Origin of the sequence: Kitasatospora sp. NBC_01287 (assembly GCF_026340565.1) — a bacterium.
GTDB lineage: Bacteria > Actinomycetota > Actinomycetes > Streptomycetales > Streptomycetaceae > Kitasatospora.
In genome coordinates, this window is sequence record NZ_JAPEPB010000001.1 from 3,692,172 (window position 1) to 3,711,242 (window position 19,071).

A 19,071-nucleotide genomic window follows, 5' to 3' on the forward strand; every position below is an offset into this window, starting at 1 on the left:
CACACTGGCCGCCACTCCCTTGGGGAGTGGCGGCCAGTGTGATTGGATCAGCGCAACCGGGGGTAGGGGTGGGGCCATCGCGGTCCCCCCGCCGCGATCCGCCCATGTCTCCCCGGAGGCCTCCGTGCCGCTGCCCGTCGAAGCCGCCGTCTTCGCGCTGATCGGCCTGCTCGCCGGGGCCCTCGCCCTGCTCGTGGTCCCGGAGTACTTTCCGATGGCCCGCGGGCTGACCGTCGGCACCGCCCTGGCCTCCGCTCTGCTCAGCGGCCTGGTCTCGCGCTTCACCCTCACCGGGGACCTGCTGCTCACCCTCGCGGTCACGGTGCTCTGCACCGCGCTGCTCACCTCGGTGCTGGCCCGCCCCGACCTGGCCGCGGCCGCCCGGCGCGGCAACCACCGGCGCCGGCGGCACGCCGCCTGACCCCGGACCGCGGCGCGTTCGCCGGTCGGTCCCGGGCACCCGCGGGATCAGGAGGACAGGCCCAGCGCGCTCATCCGCTTGGTGTGCGCCTCGGTGATCCGGTTGAACATCTTGCCGACCTCGACCAGGTCGAAGCCGCGCACCTCCGCGCCGCCGACCAGCAGGTTGGAGAGCGCGTCGCGCTCGGCCACCACCCGCTGCGCCTGGCTGAGCGCCTCGCCCATCAGCCGCCGGCCCCAGAGCGCCAGCCGGCCGCCGACCCTCGGGTTCTGCTCGATCGCCTGGCGCACCTTGTCCACCGCGAACTGCGCGTGCCCGGTGTCGCTCATCACCCGCAGCACCAGGTCCCGGGTGTCGTCGTCGAGGCGGACCGCGACCTCGCGGTAGAAGTCGGTCGCGATCGAGTCGCCGACGTAGGCCTTGACCAGGCCCTCCAGCCAGTCCGAGGGCGCGGTCACCCGGTGGAAGGACTCCAGCGGCTCGACGAACGGCGTCATCGACTCGGTCGGATCGGCACCGATCTCGGCCAACCGGTCGTGCAGCAGCTGGTAGTGGGCGAACTCGGCCGAGGCCATCCGGGCCAGTGCGGCCTTGTCGGCCAGGCTCGGCGCGAACTTGGCGTCGTCGGCCAGCCGCTCGAAGGCGCTCAACTCGCCGTAGGCGAGCGCGCCCAGCAGGTCGAGCACCGCGGCACGGTAGTCGGGGTCGGCCGAGCAGGCCGCCCAGTCGCCGATCGAACCGACCTGCCCTGCCCCGCCTTGAGTCTCCATGAACCGAAACTCTAGACCGCCCCGAGCGCCCGCCGAGCCCCGCTCCGCGGCCATGTCAGACGCGTCACGTGTTCGAGTCGGCGGCTGACGGTACAGTGGTACAGAGACCCGTATGCCCGCACGGTGCGCAAGCCGCGCGGGTTCGCCTCGTCCGGACGATTCCGGCACGCGGCGCCCGGGGACTCACGTTCGCGGATGCCCGGTCGGAGAGCCGATCGGCTCCGACCTTGGCTTGGACCTCAAGCCAGGCACCGCATCAGTGGCCGAGCGAGGGCCGCCGCGGATCGCGCCGCAGGGCGCCGGTCCCGCGCCGACCCCTCAAGGGACCTTTCCCCGCGCCACGGGAGACCCGCCGCCCAACAGGGCAGCGCGTCCCCGGACGCTGCAGGGACCGGCGCGGTCGTGCACGACCTCGCGAGCTCGCGACCAGGCCCACCGGGCCGGGGCGCGGCCGCGTGGCTGCCCGCCGTCCGCTCGCTCTCGGCCCGCCACACGGAAGAGGCAGCACCCTGTCCACCACGACTGAACCGACGAAGACCACGTTCCGCGAGCTCGGCATCCTTTCGGAGACCGCCGAGGCGCTCGAAGCGGTCGGCATCATCCACCCGTTCCCGATCCAGGAGATGACCCTCCCGGTCGCGCTGACCGGGCACGACGTCATCGGCCAGGCCAAGACCGGCACCGGCAAGACCCTCGGGTTCGGCCTGCCGCTGATCGAGCGCGCGATCGTCCGCGCCGACGTCGACGCCGGCCGGGCCACCGAGGCCCAGCTCTCCGACAGCCCGCAGGCGCTGATCGTGGTCCCCACCCGCGAGCTCTGCACCCAGGTCACCAACGACCTGCAGACGGCCGGCAAGGTCCGCAACGTCCGCGTGCTGGCCATCTACGGCGGCCGGGCCTACGAGCCGCAGGTGGAGGCGCTCAAGAAGGGCGTCGACATCGTCGTCGGCACCCCGGGGCGCCTGCTCGACCTGGCCGGGCAGAAGAAGCTCGACCTCTCCAAGGTCCGCGCGCTGGTGCTGGACGAGGCCGACGAGATGCTCGACCTGGGCTTCCTGCCCGACGTCGAGAAGATCATCACGATGCTGCCCGCCAAGCGGCAGACCCTGCTCTTCTCGGCCACCATGCCGGGCCAGGTGATCAGCCTGGCGCGCCGCTACATGAGCCAGCCGACCCACATCCGGGCCGCCGCGCCGGACGACAGCGGCCACACCGTCGCCAACACCACCCAGCGCATCTTCCGGGCGCACTCGCTCGACAAGGTCGAGCTGGTCTCGCGCATCCTTCAGGCCGACGGCCGCGGGCTCGCGATGATCTTCTGCCGCACCAAGCGCACGGCGGCGGACGTCTCCGACCAGCTGACCCAGCGCGGCTTCGCGGCAGGCGCGGTGCACGGCGACCTCGGGCAGGGCGCCCGCGAGCAGGCGCTGCGGGCCTTCCGCAGCGGCAAGGTGGACGTGCTGGTCTGCACCGACGTCGCGGCCCGCGGCATCGACGTGGAGGGCGTCACCCACGTCATCAACTACCAGTGCCCCGAGGACGAGAAGACCTACCTGCACCGGATCGGCCGCACCGGCCGCGCCGGCGCCTCCGGCACCGCGGTCACGCTGGTCGACTGGGACGACATCCCGCGCTGGCAGCTGATCAACAAGGCGCTGGAGCTCGGCTTCGGCGAGCCCGAGGAGACCTACTCCACCTCGCCGCACCTGTACGAGCTGCTGAACATCGCGCCGGGGACCAAGGGCGTGCTGCCGCGCTCGGAGCGGACCCGGGCCGGCCTGGCCGCCGAAGAGGTCGAGGACCTCGGCGAGACCGGCGGGCGCGGCGCGCGTTCCGGCGGCCGCGCTGAGCGCCCCCGTGGCGGCCGCGGCGGCGCGGACCGGCCGGAGCGCACGGACCGTCCGGAGCGCACGGAGCGCACGGACCGCCCCGACCGCTCCAGTGGTCGGCGCGGCGGCGCGGCCGAGCAGCCGCAGGCCACCGAGGAGCGTGCGGCCCGGCCGCCGCGCAACCGTCGGCGCACCCGCGGCGGCGCCGCGGCGGCGCCCGGCACGGTCGAGGCCACCACGCAGCAGCCGGTGACGGCCGCCGAGGCCGGACCCGCGGCGCAGGCACCGGCCGCGGTCGGCGGCGTGGACGGCGAGAGCACCGCGCCGCGTCGGCGCCGGCGGCGCTCGCGTGGCGCTGCCGCCGCCGAGGCTGCCCAGGTGGCGGCGGTCGGCGTGACCGAGGCCGCGGTGACCCCTGCGGTCGAGCCGGCGCCCGTCGCGCCGGTGGTCGAAGCGCCTGCGGCCGAAGCGCCGGCGGTGCCGAGCCAGGCGGGGGCTCCCGCCGAGGAGAACACCGCTCCGGTGGCGAAGAAGGCCACCCGGACCCGGAAGACGGCGGCCAAGAAGGCAGCCGCCCCGGCCGAGGTCGAGGCTCCGGCCGAGGTCGCGGTCGCCGCTGCGGTCGAGGCCCCGGTCGCGGTCGCCGCCAAGAGGGCGCCCGCCCGCCGGACCGCCGCGAAGAAGACCGTCGCCGAGCCGGTCGCCGAGCCGGTCGTGGTCGCCGAGGTGAACGTGGTCGAGGCGGCCCCGGCCGCCAAGCCGCGCAAGCGCGCGGTCAAGAAGGCCACCGCCGAGCCGGCCGCCGAGCCGGTGGTGGTCGCCGAGGTCGCCGCCGTCGAGGAAGCCCCGGCCGCCAAGCCGCGCAAGCGGGCCGCCAAGAAGACCGCCGCCACCGAGGCCCCGGCCGCCGAGGTGACCGTGATCGAGGCGGCCCCGGCCGCCAAGCCGCGCAAGCGCGCGGTCAAGAAGGCCACCGCCGAGCCGGTCGTGGTCGCCGAGGTCGCCGCCGTCGAGGAAGCCCCCGCCGCCAAGCCGCGCAAGCGGGCCGCCAAGAAGACCGCCGCCACCGAGGCCCCGGCCGCCGAGGTGACCGTGATCGAAGAGGCCCCGGCCGCCAAGCCGCGCAAGCGCGCGGTCAAGAAGGCCACCGCCGAGCCGGTCATCGAGGCCGCCGAGGCGATCGCCGCCGAGGCCGTCCCCGCGCCGCGGCGCCGCACCCGGAAGGCGGCCGCGCCCGCCCCGGTGACCGACTGACGCGGCACCACCTGACGCGGTCGGGGGCGGGCGGACCAACCGGTCCGCCCGCCCCCGACCGCTTTCGGGCCGCTGTCAGCCCGCTGACCAGCGGCGCGGCGCCACGTCCTATGCTCGGAACGGCTTCGCCACCCGGCCGACCGAGGAGTACCACCCGATGAGCACCATGCCCTTCCTCGCCCTGCCCGCCTGCGCCACCGCCGAGCGGCTGGCCACCGCGCGCGGGGAGTTCGCCGCGCTGCGGGCCGAGCCGACCGGGCCGGTGCGCGGCACCGCACTGCTGGTCCCCGGGTTCACCGGCAGCAAGGAGGACTTCATCGCGCTGCTCGAACCCCTGGCGGCTGGCGGCTACCGGACCGTCGGCTACGACCAGCGCGGCCAGTACGAGACCGGCGGCCCCGCCGACCAGCAGGCCTACGCGCTGCCCGAGCTGGCCCAGGACCTGCGGGCGGTCACCGAAGCGCTGGCCGCCGAGGACGGGGCGGGCCCGGTGCACCTGGTCGGGCACTCCTTCGGCGGCTTCGTGGCCCGTGAGGCGGTGCTCGCGGCGGCCGAGCCGCTGCCCTGGGCCTCCCTGGTGCTGCTCTCCACCGGCCCGGGGCCGATCGAGGCCGCCGAGGCGGCCAGGACCAAGCTGCTGATGGACGCGCTGCCGGTGCTGGACCTGGAGACCATCTGGCAGATCATGCAGCAGATGGCGGGCGAGGAGGACGGCGTCACCGAGGCCCTCGCGCCGGAGATCACCGCCTTCCTGCACCGCCGCTGGCTGGCCAACGTCCCGCAGTCGCTGCTGGCCATGGGCGAGCGGCTGATCGGCCAGGCCGACCGGACCGCCGAGCTGGCCGCCGTCCCGCTGCCCAAGCTGTACGTCTCGGGCGAGCGGGACTACGCCTGGCCGGTCGAGGAGCAGGGCAGCACCGCCGAGCGGCTGGGGGTCCGCCACGTGGTCGTGACCGGCGCCGGCCACTCCCCGAACGCCGAGCGGCCCGCCGAGACCGCCGCCGAGCTGCTCGCCTTCTGGTCCGCCGCCGACGCCCGCTGAGGCCTTCCCGACCGCCCCCTTCCCCTCCGCGGCCCCTTCCCCGGCCTCGCTCCGGCGCGCCTGCCGCGAGGCTCAAGTGATTCTCATGGATCAAAAATCCTTAGTTACGGTAATATTTGATTCAGACCGGGAATGAATGGCTCCGCTCGCACGGTTGGCACCGACGGACGTCACCCGAAACAGCGACTTCACCGACAGGCAACCCCGGGGCAAAGAGCGGGCCTCACGCTGGCGGAGCAGGCTCCCGGCCCGTTTCGCCGCATCGGCGGCGGGCCGGCGGCAAGGGGGACGTGGCAGTGACCGACGTACCGCGAGTGACCGACGTAGCGCGACCGACGAGCAGCACCCCACCGCCTCGACAGCTGTCGAGGCCTGGAAAGGAGAGGCCCATGCGTTTCGAGATTCTCCGACTGGACGACCAGCAGGGCTCCGCGACCGATCGGCTGATCGCCGACGCGGAGACCGTCCGCCGCCTGGTGGAGGACGCCGCCCGTACCGGCGAGCGCCTCTACATCCGTCCGTGCCGGACGGCCTGACCCCGGGCCGGGCCCGCCCCGGCCGCCGGACCGGCGGCACCACCGTCCGCGGCCACCGGACTTCCTGACGCCCCGCCACCGACCTGCCGGTGACGGGGCGTCAGTGCTCCCGCGTCGCGCTCCCCGCGTTCGCCGGGGCCGGCGCGTCCCGGCCGGGTTTGCCACCGATCGGCGTGGGACATCCCCTAGAAGGCTGATGAAGATCTTGTTGAGGGGCTGTCCGGTGGTTGGCCGGGTGGCCCCTCTGGCTATGCGGTGGCCGGGTTGAGGTGCCAGGTGTTGTCGGTGTGGGCGAGTCCGAGGTTGATCAGGGTTCGCAGGTTGAGGGCGGCAGCGCGGGTGTGGAGCCAGGTGTCGTTCTTGATGGTGCCGCGGTAGCGGAGTTTGCGGTTGCCGTGGGCGACGAGCCAGGCGACGGCGCGTTCGACGGGTGGTCTCCATCGTCGGTAGGCGGCTTGCCAGTGGGGGTTTGTGGCGGCTTGGTGGCGTGCGGTGGCGAGAAGATCGTGGTGCGGCCGGATGGTGACGATCCGGCCGGTCTTGGCGGTAGTGCACCGCTCGCGCAGAGGGCAGCCGGTGCACTGGCCGGTGAACAGTGCCTTGCGCTGCATGTGCTGTCCGGACGGCTCGGACAGCGGGGCGGTGTGGCCGGCGGGGCAGGTCACAGTGCCGGCCGCGGTGTCGATGGCGAAGTCGTCGAGGCCGAATCCGCCGGGGACGGCGGTCTTCAGCGGCGCCGGCTTGAGGAACAGCCGGTGCCCTTCCTGTTCCAGGGCCTGGCGGGCGTCGCTGGTGGAGTAGGCGGTGTCGCCGAAGGCGTCCACCGGGGCGTCCTCGTCGGCGAGCAGGTCGAGGGCGATGACGGCCTCGTGGTGTTCTGCTCCGGCGCCGGGCCGCAGGGCGACGGCGGTGTATAACCCGGTCTCGGGCTCGACGGCGAGGTGGGCCTTGTATCCGTCCTGGTAGTGGCTGCGGGTCTTGTGGACGTGGCGGGCCTCGGGGTCGACGGTGGAGACCGTGCGGTCGTGGGTGGTGCCCCGGGTGATGCGCCAGCGGCCGTCGCGGCCGTCGGAGTCGTCGGCCGGTTCGACGTCCTGTCCGGCGACCAGGGCCAGCAGGCCGACCGCGTTCGCGGCCTTCTCGCCGAGCTGTTGGTCGGGCAGGTGGCCCAGCAGCCGCAGTGCGTCGCCGACCAGGGCGTCGATGAGGTCGGCTCGGGCCTGGGAGTCGTTCCAGGCGATGCGGGGTTTGCCCGGGTCGGTGTAGTCGTGGGCGGTGCACTGCGCTGCTGCCACCTCGCCGGCCCCGGGGACCTCGCGGATCACCGCGCGGACGGCGGCGATGATCTGGGTGACGGTGTCCTGGGTGGCGACCGCGTCGTCCAGCACGGTGGAGTCCAGCGCCCGGCGGTGCCTGCCCTTGAGGACACCGGTGGCCTTGACGACCTCTCGAACGGCTTCGAAGATCCGGTTCGGCCGGGCGGAGCGAGCAAGCCGACGGCGGAAGTAGGCGAGCAGCGACGGGTCGAATGCGATGTCGTACAGGCCCAGTCCGCACGCGGCCTTCCATCGCAGGTCGCACCGCAGTTCCTGCACCGTCTCGAAGTCCGACAGTCCGTGCAGCGCCTGCAACGTGACCGCCGCCGCCAGAATCTGCGGTGGCATGCTCGGCCGCCCGTTCGCCGACGGATACATGTCCGCGAACATCACCGCCGGGAACAACTCACCACGGTGCTCGGCCAGAAACGCGAAGACGCTGCCCGTCGGGATCAACCCCCGGCACGTCTCCCAGACATCCGGCCCGACCGTCTCCCCGACCCATTCCCCCATCGCCACAAGACGAGTCTGGCCCCACCGCTCACGCGGCGGGGCCAGAACCCAACATCTTCATCAGCCTTCTAGGCCGGTCGCCGCCCCGGCATGTCGGTCCGGGCCTGCGGACGCGCAAGCCGACGTGCCCCGTACGGGTGATCGTCCTTGACGCGGCGGGCCGGAGGGAGGAGCGTTGGCTGTCATGAGGGGCGAGCCAAGTTGCCCGAGGTGCGGCGGTCGGGTGCGTGCCCCCGGGCTCTTCTCCGACACCTGGCAGTGCGACAAGCACGGAGCCGTCCATCCGATGCAGCCGGTGCTGCCGCCGAGCGTCGAGGCGCTGGGCGTCGCGGTGGCCCGCTCCCGGGTGCCCGTCTGGCTGCCCTGGCCACTACCGGTCAACTGGCTCTACACCGGCATCGCACACGCCGGTGACGACCTGTCGGGTGCTCGCGGCACCGCCGTGGCCTGCTCGGGTCCCGCGCCGCTCGGCGGCTTCGGCGAGCTGGTCCTGGTGGCCGAGGAGCTGGGCGTCGGCCTCGGCGCACGGTACGCCGGGCTGCCCGGCCCCGATCCGGGCGACGTCATCGCGCCGCACAAGCCCGCCGACACCAAGCTGATGGCGGCCGGCCGCCCCACCGCCATGTGGCACGTGAGCAGCGCCCCCGACGACCGCGCGGTCTTCGTCGGCGAGGCACTGGGCCTGTGGCTCTGGGCGATCGCCTGGCCCGAGCAGTCCGCCCTGCTGATGTACGACGAGCTGGTCCTCACCGACCTGCGTGACGCGGGTGCCGAGCTGGAGCTGCTGCCCTGCGGGGCGCTCTCGCCCCGGCTGCTGGGCTGAGCCGGCGGGCGGCTGGCTATTCTGGGCTGCCCGGTCCGCCAGCAACTTGGAGCCCCCGCCCGTGCGCATCGACCTGCACGCCCACAGCAACGCCTCCGACGGCACGGACAGCCCGGCCGAACTGGTGGCGGCGGCCGTCGCGGCCGGGCTCGACGTGGTGGCGCTGACCGACCACGACACCGTCTCCGGGCACGCCGAGGCGGCGGCCGCCGTGCGCGCGCTGCCCGCCGGCAGCCGGCTGACCCTGGTGCCGGGCGCCGAGCTCTCCTGCCGGGTGCACGGGATCAGCCTCCACCTGCTGGCCTACCTGTTCGACCCCGCCGAACCGGCCTTCGCCCGGGAGCGCGAGCTGGCCCGCACCGACCGCTTCCGGCGCGCCCGGATCGTGGTCGAGCGCTGCCAGGAGCTGGGCGCGCCGATCACCTGGGAGCAGGTCGAGCGGATCGCGGGCGAGGGCGCGGTGGGCCGCCCGCACGTGGCCAGCGCGCTGGTCGAGGCAGGCGTGGTGGCCACCGTCTCGGAGGCCTTCAGCCCCGCCTGGCTGGCCGACGGCGGCCGGGCCCACGTGCCCAAGCACGAGACCGACCCGCTCACCGCGGTCCGGCTGGTCCGGGCGGCCGGCGGGGTGCCGGTCTTCGCCCACCCGGGCGCCGCGAAGCGCGGCCGCACCGTCTCCGACCAGGTGATCGCCGACCTCGCGGCGGCCGGGCTCGGTGGCCTGGAGGTGGACCACACCGACCACGACCAGCTCACCCGGGACCGGCTGCGCGCGCTGGCCGCCGAGCTCGGCCTGTTCACCACCGGCTCCAGCGACTACCACGGCTCACGCAAGACGGTGCGCCTCGGCGAGTTCACGACCGCGCCGGAGTCCTACCAGGAGCTGCTCTCCCAGGCCACCGGCGCACAGCCGGTCACCGCCTGACGGCCGGTCAGTCCAGCGCCACCCCGCGCCGCTGCGGGTCCCGCAGGTCGGTGCCGGCCTCCAGCCAGCGCTCCCGCAGCGCGGCCGCGCCCCGCACCCGCTTGTGCGCCGCCTCGTTGGGCGTCATCGGCAGCAGCGGCAGGAAGACCACCGGGTCGGCCGGCTCGTCCAGCTCCAGGTCCGCGACCACCCCCGTGCCGCCCTCCCCCGCCAGCACGGAGGTGAACGCAGCGCCCGCCCAGAGCGGCCCGCCCAGGTCCAGCGAGCTGCCGGGCGCCACCACCAGGCCCTCGACCTGCGGGGTCGCGGCGAAGGTGGCCAGCGCCCTGAGCACGTCGTCACGCGCGCCGCGCAGGGTCAGCAGCAGCTCGGCGCGCGGACCGCGGACCGGGTCGGCGATCGCCGCGGTGGGATCGGCCATCGGCGCCGCCGCCATGCCGAGGGTGGCGTAGCGGACCAGGCCCTCGGCGTCCGGACCGAACCGCAGCACCTCGATCCGCTCGGCACCGAGGAAGGTGATCGCGGCCCGGCCGCTCGGCTCGCCGAAGGTGGTGAGCAGCCGCGCCTCGACGGCGGCCAGCACCTCCCCCCGGGTCGGACCCAGCGGGCCGTGCGGCTGACCGGTGTCGCCGGAGAGAGGGAAGTCGTGAGCCATACCGCGAGCGTACCCGCCGGTACCGAGGGCTCAGCGGCGCCCGCCGCGCACCACCAAGGCAAGCCCGAGCAGGATCAGCAGCACCGCCGGATAGGCGGCCGCGGCCGGCCACTGGCCGAGCCAGACGGCGGCGATCAGCGCCGCCCCCGGGGTCTCCAGCAGGATCGCCGTGGAGGTGACCGAAGGGCCCAGGGTGCGCACCACCCGGTTGCTCAGCGAGTGGCCGAGCAACTGCGCGGCGACCATCAGCAGCGCGATCTGCCCCCAGGCACCGGCCGACCAGCCGTTCAGCGGCACCCCACCGACCAGGCAGACCACCAGCAGCACCAGCGCCGTGGTGGTGTAGCAGACCAGCGTGTACGCGGTGGTGCTGACGGTCCGCCGGACCTCGGCGCCCAGCAGCATGTAGCCCGCCGCCGCCAGGCCCGCGCCCAGCGCGAGCCCGTCGCCCAGCAGCGCGCGCGAGGAGAGCGACAGGTCGACCCCGGTGAGCACCAGCACGCCGGCGAACGCGACGCACATGCCGAGCCAGACCAGCCGCGGCGGCCGGATGCCGGTGAACCGCAGCAGCAGGATGGTCCACAGCGGGGTGGTGGTGACCAAGGCGGTGGCGGAGGCGACCGAGGTCATCCGCAGGCTGGGCATCCAGAGCGCGAAGTGCACCGCGAGCAGCGCCCCGGCGGCCACCGCGAGCAGCAGCGCCCGGCGGCTGATCGCGCGCAGCTCGGCGCGGTGGCGCAGCAGCGCGTACGGGCCGAGCACACCCACCGACATGATGTTGCGCCAGCACGCGATGGCCAGCACCGGTGCCGCGGTGGCGCTGATCAGCGGTGCGGAGAGCGAGATGCCCGCGATCGAGACGGCGAGCAGCGCCAGGTCCGCCTTCGGCAGCCGGGGCGCGGCCGCGCTCGGCGCGCAGGGCGTCGGGGCCTGGTCGAGCAACCGCTGGTCAGCCACGGCGCCGAAGCCGCCCGAGGATCAGCTTCGGCAGACCCGCCGGGATCGGCTGCCGGGTGGTGGCCGGGCTGGGCAGCGGTGCGGCGGCGTGCGACTCCTGCGGCATCGTGCCCGGGCGCTGGGCCGGCGGGCCGAGCGGCTCCAGCCGCAGCACCCGGCACTCGCGGGCCCAGCGGTCGGCGATGGTGTCGGTGTCCGGCGCGTTCAGCCGCTTGCCCTTGAGCTCCTCGACCGCGCCGAGCCAGGCCTCGCTCCCCGGCTCCAGGGCCGCCACCCGGGTCGGGAAGGCCAGCAGCCGGCCCCACTTGTCCTTGCTGCGGACGGTCACCTCGGCGCCGGAGCCCGCCGTCAGGCCGTGCAGCGGCTGCTCGGCGCCGTCGCCGACCAGCACCACGGCGCCCTGGTGCCAGGCGTGCCAGACCGGGCGGCGCTCGGCCGAGCCCTCGGCCAGCACCCAGAGCAGGCCCGACTTCTTGACGGCCTCCTCCAGCAACGCGCGGTCCAGGAAGTCGTCAGCGGTCGCAGTCGTTCCGTCCATGCCGCACAGCGTACGGGCCCCGGGGGGCGACGCGGGCGGCGGCGCCGGACCGCGGCGAAGCCGTCAAGAAGACGTTTGGATACCCTGGCCCCCGACGACAAGTGAGAGGACCTCCATGGCAGGGCACGGCAGCCGGGTCTTCATCTCCCATCTGGCCGGGGTCGCGGTCTTCGACCCCAACGGCGACCAGGTCGGGCGGATCCGCGACGTAGTGGTCTCGCTGCGGATCGGCGGCCGCCCGCCCCGGGTGCTCGGCCTGGTGGTCGAGGTGGTCGGCCGACGCCGCATCTTCCTGCCGATGACCCGGGTGACCAGCCTGGAATCGGGGCAGGTGCTGACCACCGGTGTGATCAACATGCGCCGCTTCGAGCAGCGGCCGACCGAGACGCTGGTGCTGGCCGAACTGCTCGACCGCCGGCTGACGGACACCTCCGACGACACCGAGGTCACGGTGCTGGACGTCGCGATGGTGCAGACCCGGGTCCGCGAGTGGGAGATCAGCAAGGTCTTCGTGCAGCGCGGCCGCGGCAGCCGGCTGCGCAAGAACCGCGGCGAGGCGGTGACCCTGGACTGGTCCGCGGTCACCGGCTTCACCCTCACCGAGGAGGCCCAGGGCGCCGCCAACCTGCTGGCCACCTTCGAGCAGCTGCGCCCCGCCGACCTGGCCGGCGTGATGCACCACCTCTCGGCCAAGCGCCGCGCCGAGGTGGCCGCCGCGCTGGACGACGAGCGGCTGGCCGACGTGCTGGAGGAGCTGCCCGAGGACGACCAGGTGGAGATCCTCGGCAAACTGCAGGACGAGCGCGCCGCCGACGTGCTGGAGGCGATGGACCCGGACGACGCGGCCGACCTGCTCTCCGAGCTGCCCGGCGACGAGGCGGAGCGGCTGCTGCAGCTGATGGAGCCGGAGGAGGCCGCCCCGGTGCGCCGGCTGCTCTCCTACCAGGAGGACACGGCCGGCGGTCTGATGACCACCGAGCCGATCATCCTGGAGCCGGACGCCACGGTGGCCGAGGCGCTGGCCCGGGTGCGGATCTCCGACCACAAGCCGGCCCTGGCCGCCCAGGTCTACGTCTGCCGGCCGCCGAACGAGACACCCACCGGGAAGTACCTCGGCATGGTGCACTTCCAGCGCCTGCTGCGCGAGCCGCCGTACACCCTGGTCGGCTCGATCGTGGACGGCGACCTGGACCCGCTGCCGCCGGACACCCCGCTGCCGCTGGTCACCAGCTACCTGGCCACCTACAACCTGGTGGCTGCGCCGGTGGCCGACGAGGCCGATCACCTGCTGGGCGCCGTCACCGTCGACGACGTCCTGGACCACCTGCTGCCCGAGGACTGGCGCGAGGCCGCGCTGCACGGCGGCGAGCACCACGACACCGACCAGGAGAGCGAGGCGCCCGATGGACAGTGACCGCAAGCACCGGACCGGCGGCCGCGAGGAGCCCGCCCGGCAGCGCCTCCAGGGCGAGCTGCGCGACCTGCGCCAGCTGCGCGAGCTGCGGGCCCGCGAGGGCGGCCGGAGCCAGACCGCGCACGGCACCTCGGTGCGCTCCCGGCTCGACCAGCCGCGCACCGCGCGACCGGGCTTCTTCAGCCTGCCCGCCTACGACCCGGAGGCCTTCGGCAAGCTCTCCGAGCGGATCGCCCGCTTCCTGGGCACCGGGCGGTTCATCGTCTGGATGACGGTGGTGATCATCATCTGGGTGCTCTGGAACACGCTGCTGCCCGGGCCGGCCCGGTTCGACAACTACCCGTTCATCTTCCTCACCCTGGTGCTCTCGCTGCAGGCCTCCTACGCCGCGCCGCTGATCCTGCTGGCGCAGAACCGCCAGGACGACCGGGACCGGGTCAACATGGAGCAGGACCGGGCCCGCAGCGACCGCAACATCGCCGACACCGAGTACCTGGCGCGTGAGGTGGCCGCGCTGCGGCAGGGCCTGGGCGAGGTGGCCACCCGCGACTTCATCCGCTCGGAGCTGCAGAGCCTGCTGAAGGAGCTGGAGGAGCGCCAGGGCGGCGCCGAGGTGGCCTGAGCGGTCTGTGATCACGAGCACGCTACCGGCCAGTCAGTAGGCCCGCGGCCGAGCCGTACCATCAAGGCATGGCCAATGAGACAGAGGTGGCGACCGGCGTGACGGAGGAGTCCGTCCGCGAGGCGCTGTCGACCGTGCAGGACCCGGAGATCAACCGCCCGATCACCGACCTCGGCATGGTGAAATCGGTGCAGCTCGCGGGCGCCACGGTGCGGGTCGCGGTCTACCTGACCGTCTCCGGTTGCCCGATGCGCGAGACGATCACCGACCGGGTGAAGACCGCGGTGGGCCGCATCCCCGGCGTCACCGCCGTCGAGGTCGAACTCGACGTGATGAGCGACGAGCAGCGCAAGGAGCTCTCCCAGCTGCTGCGCGGCGGTGCGCCCGAGCGCGAGATCCCGTTCGCCAAGCCCGGCACGCTGACCCGGGTGTACGCGGTCGCCTCCGGCAAGGGCGGGGTCGGCAAGTCCTCGGTCACCGTCAACCTGGCCGCCGCGCTGGCCGCCCAGGGCCAGAAGGTCGCCGTCGTGGACGCCGACATCTACGGCCACAGCGTGCCGCGGATGCTCGGTGTCGAGGGCCGCCCGACCCAGGTCCAGGACATGATCATGCCGCCGTCGGCGCACGGCGTGAAGGTCATCTCGATCGGCATGTTCACCCCCGGTAACGCCCCCGTGGTCTGGCGCGGCCCGATGCTGCACCGCGCGCTGCAGCAGTTCCTGGCCGACGTCTACTGGGGCGACCTGGACGTGCTGCTGCTCGACCTGCCGCCGGGCACCGGCGACATCGCGATCTCGGTGGCCCAGCTGGTACCGAACGCCGAGATCCTGATCGTCACCACCCCGCAGCAGGCCGCCGCCGAGGTGGCCGAGCGGGCCGGCACGATCGCGCTGCAGACCCACCAGAAGATCGTCGGCGTGATCGAGAACATGTCCGGCATGCCCTGCCCGCACTGCGACGAGCTGGTCGACGTCTTCGGCACCGGCGGCGGCAAGACCGTCGCCGACGCGCTGACCCGGGCCACCGGCGCCACCGTCCCGGTGCTCGGCAGCATCCCGATCGACGTCCGCCTGCGCGAGGGCGGCGACGACGGCACCCCGGTCGTGCTGGCCGCCCCCGACTCCCCCGCCGGCACCGCCCTGCGCGCGGTGGCCGACAAGCTCGGCAATCGCCAGCGCGGCCTGTCCGGCCTCTCGCTCGGGCTGACCCCGAAGAACAAGTTCTGACCCGGGATCAGCTCGCGCCGTTCAGGGCCTGGTGTAGGCGGCCAGGTCCTGGATGGCGCTGAAGCCCACCCCGTAGGCGCTGACGCCGCGGCCGTAGGCGCCGAGCAGGACGCCGGGGGCCTCGCCGGCCAGGACCCAGCCGTACTCGGACTCGCGGTAGCGGAAGGGCTGCGGCAGGCCGTTGACGGGCAGCGTGAGCGGTGACCAGCCGGGGCCGCCGAGGTCGTCGGCCAGGTCCCAGGCCAGGGCGGTCTGCTGGTCCAGCCACTCCTGGCGGCGGCCGCGGTCGAGCCGGCCGGGCCAGGTGCCGGTGAGCAGGCCGGAGCCGGCCAGCCAGGCCGCGGAGGCGGCCGAGGTGGCCTCCAGCACACCGGTGCCGTCCGCACTGCGCCGACCGGGGCGGCGGGCCACCGTGACCACCACGGCGAACCGGCTCGGGCCGGGGGCCTCGGTCTGTTTGGCCGGCTGCTCGCCGTGGCCGACCGAGCCGTAGTCGATACCGCGCGGCGGACCGGGGCGGTTGCCGCCCGCGCCGGCCTGGAGCAGCCAGCGGCGCCCGGTCCAGCCCTCGTCCAGGCCGTACCAGGGGAAGTCGGCCGCCTGGTACGGGGCCAGCGGGTCGGCCGGCTCGGCGGCGCGCCGGGCCGGCACCTCCGCCGCCTTGGCGGGGGCAGTGCCCACCGCACGACTGCTCGTCGCGTCCAATCCGGGTCCTCCTTGGCAGCCTGTCGGGCACTCAGCGCCTGTGTCCGGATCCTGCGTCGCGGTCCCGGCGCAGAATGGGTGACAGGCTCTCAGCACAATAGCGGCGCCGAACGGCGACACCCCGTCCGGCGAAGGGCCGGGCGGGGTGTCGTGGTCCGGGCGGAGCGGTACGGGGACGATCAGACGCCGTGTCAGGTGGCGTGTCAGGCGCCGTGTCAGGTGGCGTCGAGGTCGAAGGGCGGACGCTCACCGGCGGTCAGCGGCGGGCCGGCATCGGCCGTCTTCAGCACGTTGACGCCGCCCGCCGCCGCGGCCGCCTTGGTGGTGGCGACCGGGGTGGCCGGCTTGTCGTCCAGCACCGACTTGAGGTCGAGGCCCTCGCGCAGGTCCTTCAGGCCCAGCGGGTCGTCGTCGCCGCCCATCAGGTTCTTGCGCACGAAGGTCTTCGGGTTGAGGTCCTCGAACTCGAAGTCCTTGAACTCCGGGCCGAGCTCGCTGCGGATGTCGGCCTTGGCCCCGTCGGCGAAGGCCCGCACCTTGCGGACGAAGCCCGTGGCGTCCTGGATCAGCTTGGGCAGCTTGTCCGGCCCGAAGATCACGATGGCCATGATGACCAGCGTGATCAGTTCGAGTGGGCCTATGTCGAAGAACACGTGAACTCCCAGCTGCTGGCGGACGATCCCGGTTCGGCCCGCGACACCGGCTTCGTACAGCGTAATGGCCACCAGCGGATCCTCGGCCCACGGGAAGGAGAACCCGTGGTAAAGACCAGCTGGTGGCCCAGTGGCCAGGGGCGGACACGAGGGGCGGAGCCACTCAGGGCAGCATGGCGTGTCCGTGGATCACCGGGTTGACGGTCCGCGCCGTCAGCCCCGGCGTCAGCAGGTCGTAGGAGCCGGCACCGCGCGGACCGAGCGGCAGGTCCACCGTCAGCGGGCCGCTCAGCGGGGCCACCGGCGCACCGCCCGGGACCTGCGGGGTGACCGCGGTGCCGTGCTGGTCATCGGCCGGGCTGTCACCGGCGACCGCGGCCAGGCCCAGGCTGCCGAAACCACCCAGCGCCACCGCCGCCACCGAGAACGCGCCGGCCGCCGCGACCACCAGCCGCCGACCGCGCGGCCGGGCGCCGTCGCCCAGCGGGGCCGTGGTGGGCCGCCGGCGCTCGGCGGTGCCCTCCGGGTGGGTCGCCGGACCGCGCCGACCGCCCCAGGGCCGCGGCTCGGGGCCGTGCCCGGTGTGCGGATAGCCGGAGCCGAAGCCCGTGCCGGGGTCGCCCCCTGGCAGCGGGCGGTCGGCGCCGAGCGCGCCGCGCCCGAAGGAGGAGCCCGCGCCGCGGCCGAAGGAGCCACCGGTCAGCCGGCTGCCGCCCAGCGTGGGTACGGGCGGCAGGCCCTGCCCACCGCCCGACCGCTGAGCGCCGCCGGAACCCTGACCACCACCGGGGCCTCGTCCGCCGTCGAGCTCGTCCGGCTGCGCCGCGACCGCGAGCAGCCGGGCCAGCAGCGGCCCCGAGGGGGCCGGTGCCTCGGTGGTGGTGAGCAGTTGCTTGACCGAGCGGGCCGCTTCGGCCTCGCCCAGGCACTGCGGGCAGGTGGCCAGGTGCGACTGGACCCGCTCGCGGTCGTCGTGGCCGAGCTCGCCGTCCAGGTACGCGGTCAGCCGATCGCCGAGGTGGTGCTCCTCGACCTGGGACGGCTCACTCTGGCGCACCGCGATCGGGCGCAGCACGGGGACCTCCTGATGGGCGCTCCACTGCTCGGCGGGTGCCGGGCGTCGGGCACCGGACCGGCCTGCGCCGCTCACGATCGCCTCCGCCCGCTCCCGCCCGCGCCGGCCTGGGCGGCGCTCGCGACGGCCGCCAGCGGCTCCGGCTGCTCCGAGCCGCCGCGCCGGATCCGGCCGGGTGCGGCGCCCGGGGCGCGGTGCTTGAGCGCGGCGCGCAGGTGCGAGCGGCCGCGGTGGATCCGGCTGCGCACGGTGCCGAGCTTGACGCCCAGGGTGGCGGCGATCTCCTCGTAGGAGAGGCCCTCGATGTCGCAGAGCACCACGGCGGCCCGGAACTCGGGCGCGAGCGTGTCCAGCGCCTGCTGCACGTCGGCGTCGAAGTGGGTGTCGCTGAAGGCCTGGGCCGGGCTGGGCTCGCGGCTGGGCAGCCGCTCGGCGGCGTCCTCGGCCAGCGCGTCGAAGCGGATCCGCTGGCGGCGGCGGACCATGTCCAGGAACAGGTTGGTGGTGATCCGGTGCAGCCAGCCCTCGAAGGTGCCGGGGGTGTAGGTGGAGAGCGAGCGGAAGACCCGGACGAAGACCTCCTGGGTGAGGTCCTCGGCGTCGTGCTGGTTGCCCGTCAGGCGGTAGGCCAGGCGGTAGACCCGGGCGCTGTGCGCCTCGACGATCTCCTCCCAGCTGGGGGGCGTCCAGTGCTGCGCGTCGGGCCCCTCGGTGAAGGTCGCGAGCGCGGCAGGGGCCGAGGGCTCGGCGGCGGCGCCGTCGATCGACTGGTCCAGGGGGGAGTGCGCGGACTGGTTCATCACGGGCTTCGGCGTACGGGCCGACGAGGTGCCGCGGAAGTGCCGCAGCACAGGGACGTCGCCCTCGGCCACACCTCCTCGGTTGGCTCTTCTGCCCAGCAGGGCCACCACCATATCCACCTCACCCGTCAGTTCTGGATAAAAGTGTGCTCATCCACCCGACCGCGTTCACTGCGGCCTCCGCGCCCCTTTCGCGGCCCGCCGAACCCCACCGGCGGTCTCTCTGACCCGTCCAACGGCCCGCCGCCCGACGCGGTTCCCACCCGGCCAGTAATCTGTGGCAGGAAATATCGACTTCCGGCAGCGCCCTACACCCCAGGACCAGACCATCGACTTCGGGCCCGCGGCTGCGACACTCGCCGACACCTTCGTCGGCGAGGACGCCGTGCTGACCTACGCGCGGGCGCAGGCGGCCCGCACCGGGGTACGCGCCATCGGCCCGAGCGGCGGCGCCTGCCTGCGGCTGCTGGCCGCCGCTCTGGGCGCCAAGGCGGTGGCCGAGATCGGCACCGGCACCGGTGTCTCCGGCCTCTACCTGCTGCGCGGGATGCGTCCGGACGGCATCCTGACCACCGTCGACCCGGAGCCGATCCGGCAGGAGTTCGCCCGCGAGGCCTACCTGGCGGCGGGCTTCGCGACGGGCCGCACCCGGTTCATACCCGGGCGGGCGCTGGAGGTGCTGCCGCGGCTCGCCGACGGCCAGTACGACCTGGTGTTCTGCGACGGCGACGTGACCGAGTCACGCGCCTACCTCGCCGAATCGCTGCGGCTGCTGCGGCCGGGCGGCGCGGTCTGCTTCGAGGGGGTGTTCCAGCAGGGCCGGCTGACCGATCCGGTGCTGGACGACCCGGCCACGGCGGCGATGCGGGAGCTGGTCCAGGCAGTGCGGGAGAGCAAGCTGCTGCTGCCCGCGCTGCTGCCGGTCAGCGACGGGCTGCTCTGCGCCGTCAAGCGGTAGCGGGCGCGTCGCGGGGCCGGCGTGGCGGGCGCGTCGCGGGGG

General features: G+C 74.3%; 19 protein-coding genes. 10 read left to right on the forward strand and 9 right to left on the reverse strand.

All coding sequences use genetic code 11. The annotated features are described in order from the left end of the window. Positions 1 to 124: 124 nt before the first annotated feature. Positions 125 to 421 carry a hypothetical protein gene (locus tag OG455_RS15425; RefSeq protein ID WP_266294056.1) on the forward strand — a complete coding sequence of 99 codons (297 nt, stop codon included), beginning with the start codon at positions 125 to 127 and terminating at the stop codon, positions 419 to 421. Positions 422 to 468: 47 nt separating this feature from the next. On the opposite strand, the gene OG455_RS15430 is transcribed toward OG455_RS15425, so the two are convergent. Continuing rightward, positions 469 to 1,191: a ferritin-like fold-containing protein gene (locus tag OG455_RS15430; protein ID WP_266294058.1), complete on the reverse strand. Its 723-nt coding sequence runs from the start codon at positions 1,189 to 1,191 to the stop codon at positions 469 to 471. Between the two features lie 623 nt (positions 1,192 to 1,814). Here OG455_RS15430 and OG455_RS15435 point away from each other — a divergent pair. From OG455_RS15435 to OG455_RS15445, 3 genes are all read left to right on the forward strand, one after another. Further along, positions 1,815 to 4,274 (forward strand): DEAD/DEAH box helicase, encoded by a 2,460-nt coding sequence (locus tag OG455_RS15435; protein ID WP_266300802.1) that lies wholly within the window; start codon positions 1,815 to 1,817, stop codon positions 4,272 to 4,274. Positions 4,275 to 4,431: 157 nt separating this feature from the next. Beyond that, positions 4,432 to 5,316 carry an alpha/beta fold hydrolase gene (locus tag OG455_RS15440; protein WP_266294060.1) on the forward strand — a complete coding sequence of 295 codons (885 nt, stop codon included), beginning with the start codon at positions 4,432 to 4,434 and terminating at the stop codon, positions 5,314 to 5,316. Between the two features lie 389 nt (positions 5,317 to 5,705). Continuing rightward, positions 5,706 to 5,852, forward strand: coding sequence for a hypothetical protein (locus tag OG455_RS15445; protein WP_266294062.1), 147 nt, complete (start codon positions 5,706 to 5,708; stop codon positions 5,850 to 5,852). Positions 5,853 to 6,100: 248 nt separating this feature from the next. Here OG455_RS15445 and OG455_RS15450 read toward each other — a convergent pair whose 3' ends face one another. Then, a complete protein-coding gene (locus tag OG455_RS15450) occupies positions 6,101 to 7,681 on the reverse strand; it encodes an IS1182 family transposase (protein ID WP_266300803.1) in 1,581 nt (526 codons plus the stop codon). A gap of 184 nt (positions 7,682 to 7,865) precedes the next feature. On the opposite strand from OG455_RS15450, the gene OG455_RS15455 reads away from it, so the two are divergent. Beyond that, on the forward strand, positions 7,866 to 8,504 hold the full coding sequence (locus OG455_RS15455) for a DUF6758 family protein (protein WP_266294064.1): 639 nt from the start codon (positions 7,866 to 7,868) through the stop codon (positions 8,502 to 8,504). Between the two features lie 61 nt (positions 8,505 to 8,565). Then, positions 8,566 to 9,426, forward strand: a complete 861-nt coding sequence (locus OG455_RS15460) for a PHP domain-containing protein (RefSeq protein ID WP_266294066.1) — start codon at positions 8,566 to 8,568, stop codon at positions 9,424 to 9,426. A gap of 7 nt (positions 9,427 to 9,433) precedes the next feature. On the opposite strand, the gene OG455_RS15465 is transcribed toward OG455_RS15460, so the two are convergent. Genes OG455_RS15465 through OG455_RS15475 form a run of 3 tightly spaced genes read right to left on the reverse strand, consistent with a single transcriptional unit; the run spans position 9,434 to position 11,576 of the window. Next, positions 9,434 to 10,081: a suppressor of fused domain protein gene (locus OG455_RS15465; protein ID WP_266294068.1), complete on the reverse strand. Its 648-nt coding sequence runs from the start codon at positions 10,079 to 10,081 to the stop codon at positions 9,434 to 9,436. Positions 10,082 to 10,111: 30 nt separating this feature from the next. Continuing rightward, a complete protein-coding gene (locus OG455_RS15470; RefSeq protein WP_266300804.1) occupies positions 10,112 to 10,972 on the reverse strand; it encodes a DMT family transporter in 861 nt (286 codons plus the stop codon). Positions 10,973 to 11,030: 58 nt separating this feature from the next. Beyond that, a complete protein-coding gene (locus OG455_RS15475; protein ID WP_266294070.1) occupies positions 11,031 to 11,576 on the reverse strand; it encodes a hypothetical protein in 546 nt (181 codons plus the stop codon). Between the two features lie 115 nt (positions 11,577 to 11,691). Between OG455_RS15475 and OG455_RS15480 the strand changes: the two genes are divergently transcribed. The 3 genes from OG455_RS15480 (at position 11,692) to OG455_RS15490 (ending at position 14,838) form a co-directional block, all read left to right on the forward strand. Continuing rightward, the gene (locus OG455_RS15480; protein ID WP_266294072.1) at positions 11,692 to 12,990 is read left to right on the forward strand and encodes a CBS domain-containing protein; all 1,299 of its coding nucleotides are present in this window, start codon (positions 11,692 to 11,694) and stop codon (positions 12,988 to 12,990) included. After that, on the forward strand, positions 12,980 to 13,612 hold the full coding sequence (locus OG455_RS15485; protein WP_266294074.1) for a DUF1003 domain-containing protein: 633 nt from the start codon (positions 12,980 to 12,982) through the stop codon (positions 13,610 to 13,612). The genes OG455_RS15480 and OG455_RS15485 overlap by 11 nt, the downstream gene beginning before the upstream one ends. A gap of 68 nt (positions 13,613 to 13,680) precedes the next feature. Continuing rightward, the gene (locus OG455_RS15490; RefSeq protein WP_266294076.1) at positions 13,681 to 14,838 is read left to right on the forward strand and encodes an Mrp/NBP35 family ATP-binding protein; all 1,158 of its coding nucleotides are present in this window, start codon (positions 13,681 to 13,683) and stop codon (positions 14,836 to 14,838) included. Between the two features lie 21 nt (positions 14,839 to 14,859). Here OG455_RS15490 and OG455_RS15495 read toward each other — a convergent pair whose 3' ends face one another. The 4 genes from OG455_RS15495 to sigE form a co-directional block, all read right to left on the reverse strand. Further along, positions 14,860 to 15,489, reverse strand: coding sequence for a hypothetical protein (locus OG455_RS15495; protein WP_266300805.1), 630 nt, complete (start codon positions 15,487 to 15,489; stop codon positions 14,860 to 14,862). A gap of 269 nt (positions 15,490 to 15,758) precedes the next feature. Continuing rightward, complete coding sequence (locus OG455_RS15500) at positions 15,759 to 16,196, reverse strand: sec-independent translocase (RefSeq protein WP_266300806.1); 438 nt, start codon at positions 16,194 to 16,196, stop codon at positions 15,759 to 15,761. A 163-nt stretch (positions 16,197 to 16,359) separates the two neighbouring features. After that, a complete protein-coding gene (locus OG455_RS15505) occupies positions 16,360 to 17,346 on the reverse strand; it encodes a zf-HC2 domain-containing protein (RefSeq protein ID WP_266294078.1) in 987 nt (328 codons plus the stop codon). Next, positions 17,343 to 18,185, reverse strand: coding sequence for an RNA polymerase sigma factor SigE (gene sigE, locus OG455_RS15510; RefSeq protein ID WP_266294080.1), 843 nt, complete (start codon positions 18,183 to 18,185; stop codon positions 17,343 to 17,345). Before sigE ends, OG455_RS15505 begins: the two co-directional genes overlap by 4 nt. Before the next feature lie 214 nt (positions 18,186 to 18,399). On the opposite strand from sigE, the gene OG455_RS15515 reads away from it, so the two are divergent. Beyond that, complete coding sequence (locus OG455_RS15515; RefSeq protein ID WP_266300807.1) at positions 18,400 to 19,029, forward strand: O-methyltransferase; 630 nt, start codon at positions 18,400 to 18,402, stop codon at positions 19,027 to 19,029. Positions 19,030 to 19,071 lie beyond the last annotated feature (42 nt).

Bases quoted from the DNA above. Each gene is read 5' to 3' on its own strand.
- sigE (WP_266294080.1), bottom strand. From the start codon at position 18,185: ATGGTGGTGGCCCTGCTGGGCAGAAGAGCCAACCGAGGAGGTGTGGCC.
- OG455_RS15480 (WP_266294072.1), top strand. From the start codon at position 11,692: ATGGCAGGGCACGGCAGCCGGGTCTTCATCTCCCATCTGGCCGGGGTC.
- OG455_RS15475 (WP_266294070.1), bottom strand. From the start codon at position 11,576: ATGGACGGAACGACTGCGACCGCTGACGACTTCCTGGACCGCGCGTTG.
- OG455_RS15485 (WP_266294074.1), top strand. From the start codon at position 12,980: ATGGACAGTGACCGCAAGCACCGGACCGGCGGCCGCGAGGAGCCCGCC.
- OG455_RS15490 (WP_266294076.1), top strand. From the start codon at position 13,681: ATGGCCAATGAGACAGAGGTGGCGACCGGCGTGACGGAGGAGTCCGTC.
- OG455_RS15430 (WP_266294058.1), bottom strand. From the start codon at position 1,191: ATGGAGACTCAAGGCGGGGCAGGGCAGGTCGGTTCGATCGGCGACTGG.
- OG455_RS15445 (WP_266294062.1), top strand. From the start codon at position 5,706: ATGCGTTTCGAGATTCTCCGACTGGACGACCAGCAGGGCTCCGCGACC.
- OG455_RS15450 (WP_266300803.1), bottom strand. From the start codon at position 7,681: ATGGGGGAATGGGTCGGGGAGACGGTCGGGCCGGATGTCTGGGAGACG.
- OG455_RS15440 (WP_266294060.1), top strand. From the start codon at position 4,432: ATGAGCACCATGCCCTTCCTCGCCCTGCCCGCCTGCGCCACCGCCGAG.
- OG455_RS15435 (WP_266300802.1), top strand. From the start codon at position 1,815: ATGACCCTCCCGGTCGCGCTGACCGGGCACGACGTCATCGGCCAGGCC.
- OG455_RS15465 (WP_266294068.1), bottom strand. From the start codon at position 10,081: ATGGCTCACGACTTCCCTCTCTCCGGCGACACCGGTCAGCCGCACGGC.
- OG455_RS15455 (WP_266294064.1), top strand. From the start codon at position 7,866: ATGAGGGGCGAGCCAAGTTGCCCGAGGTGCGGCGGTCGGGTGCGTGCC.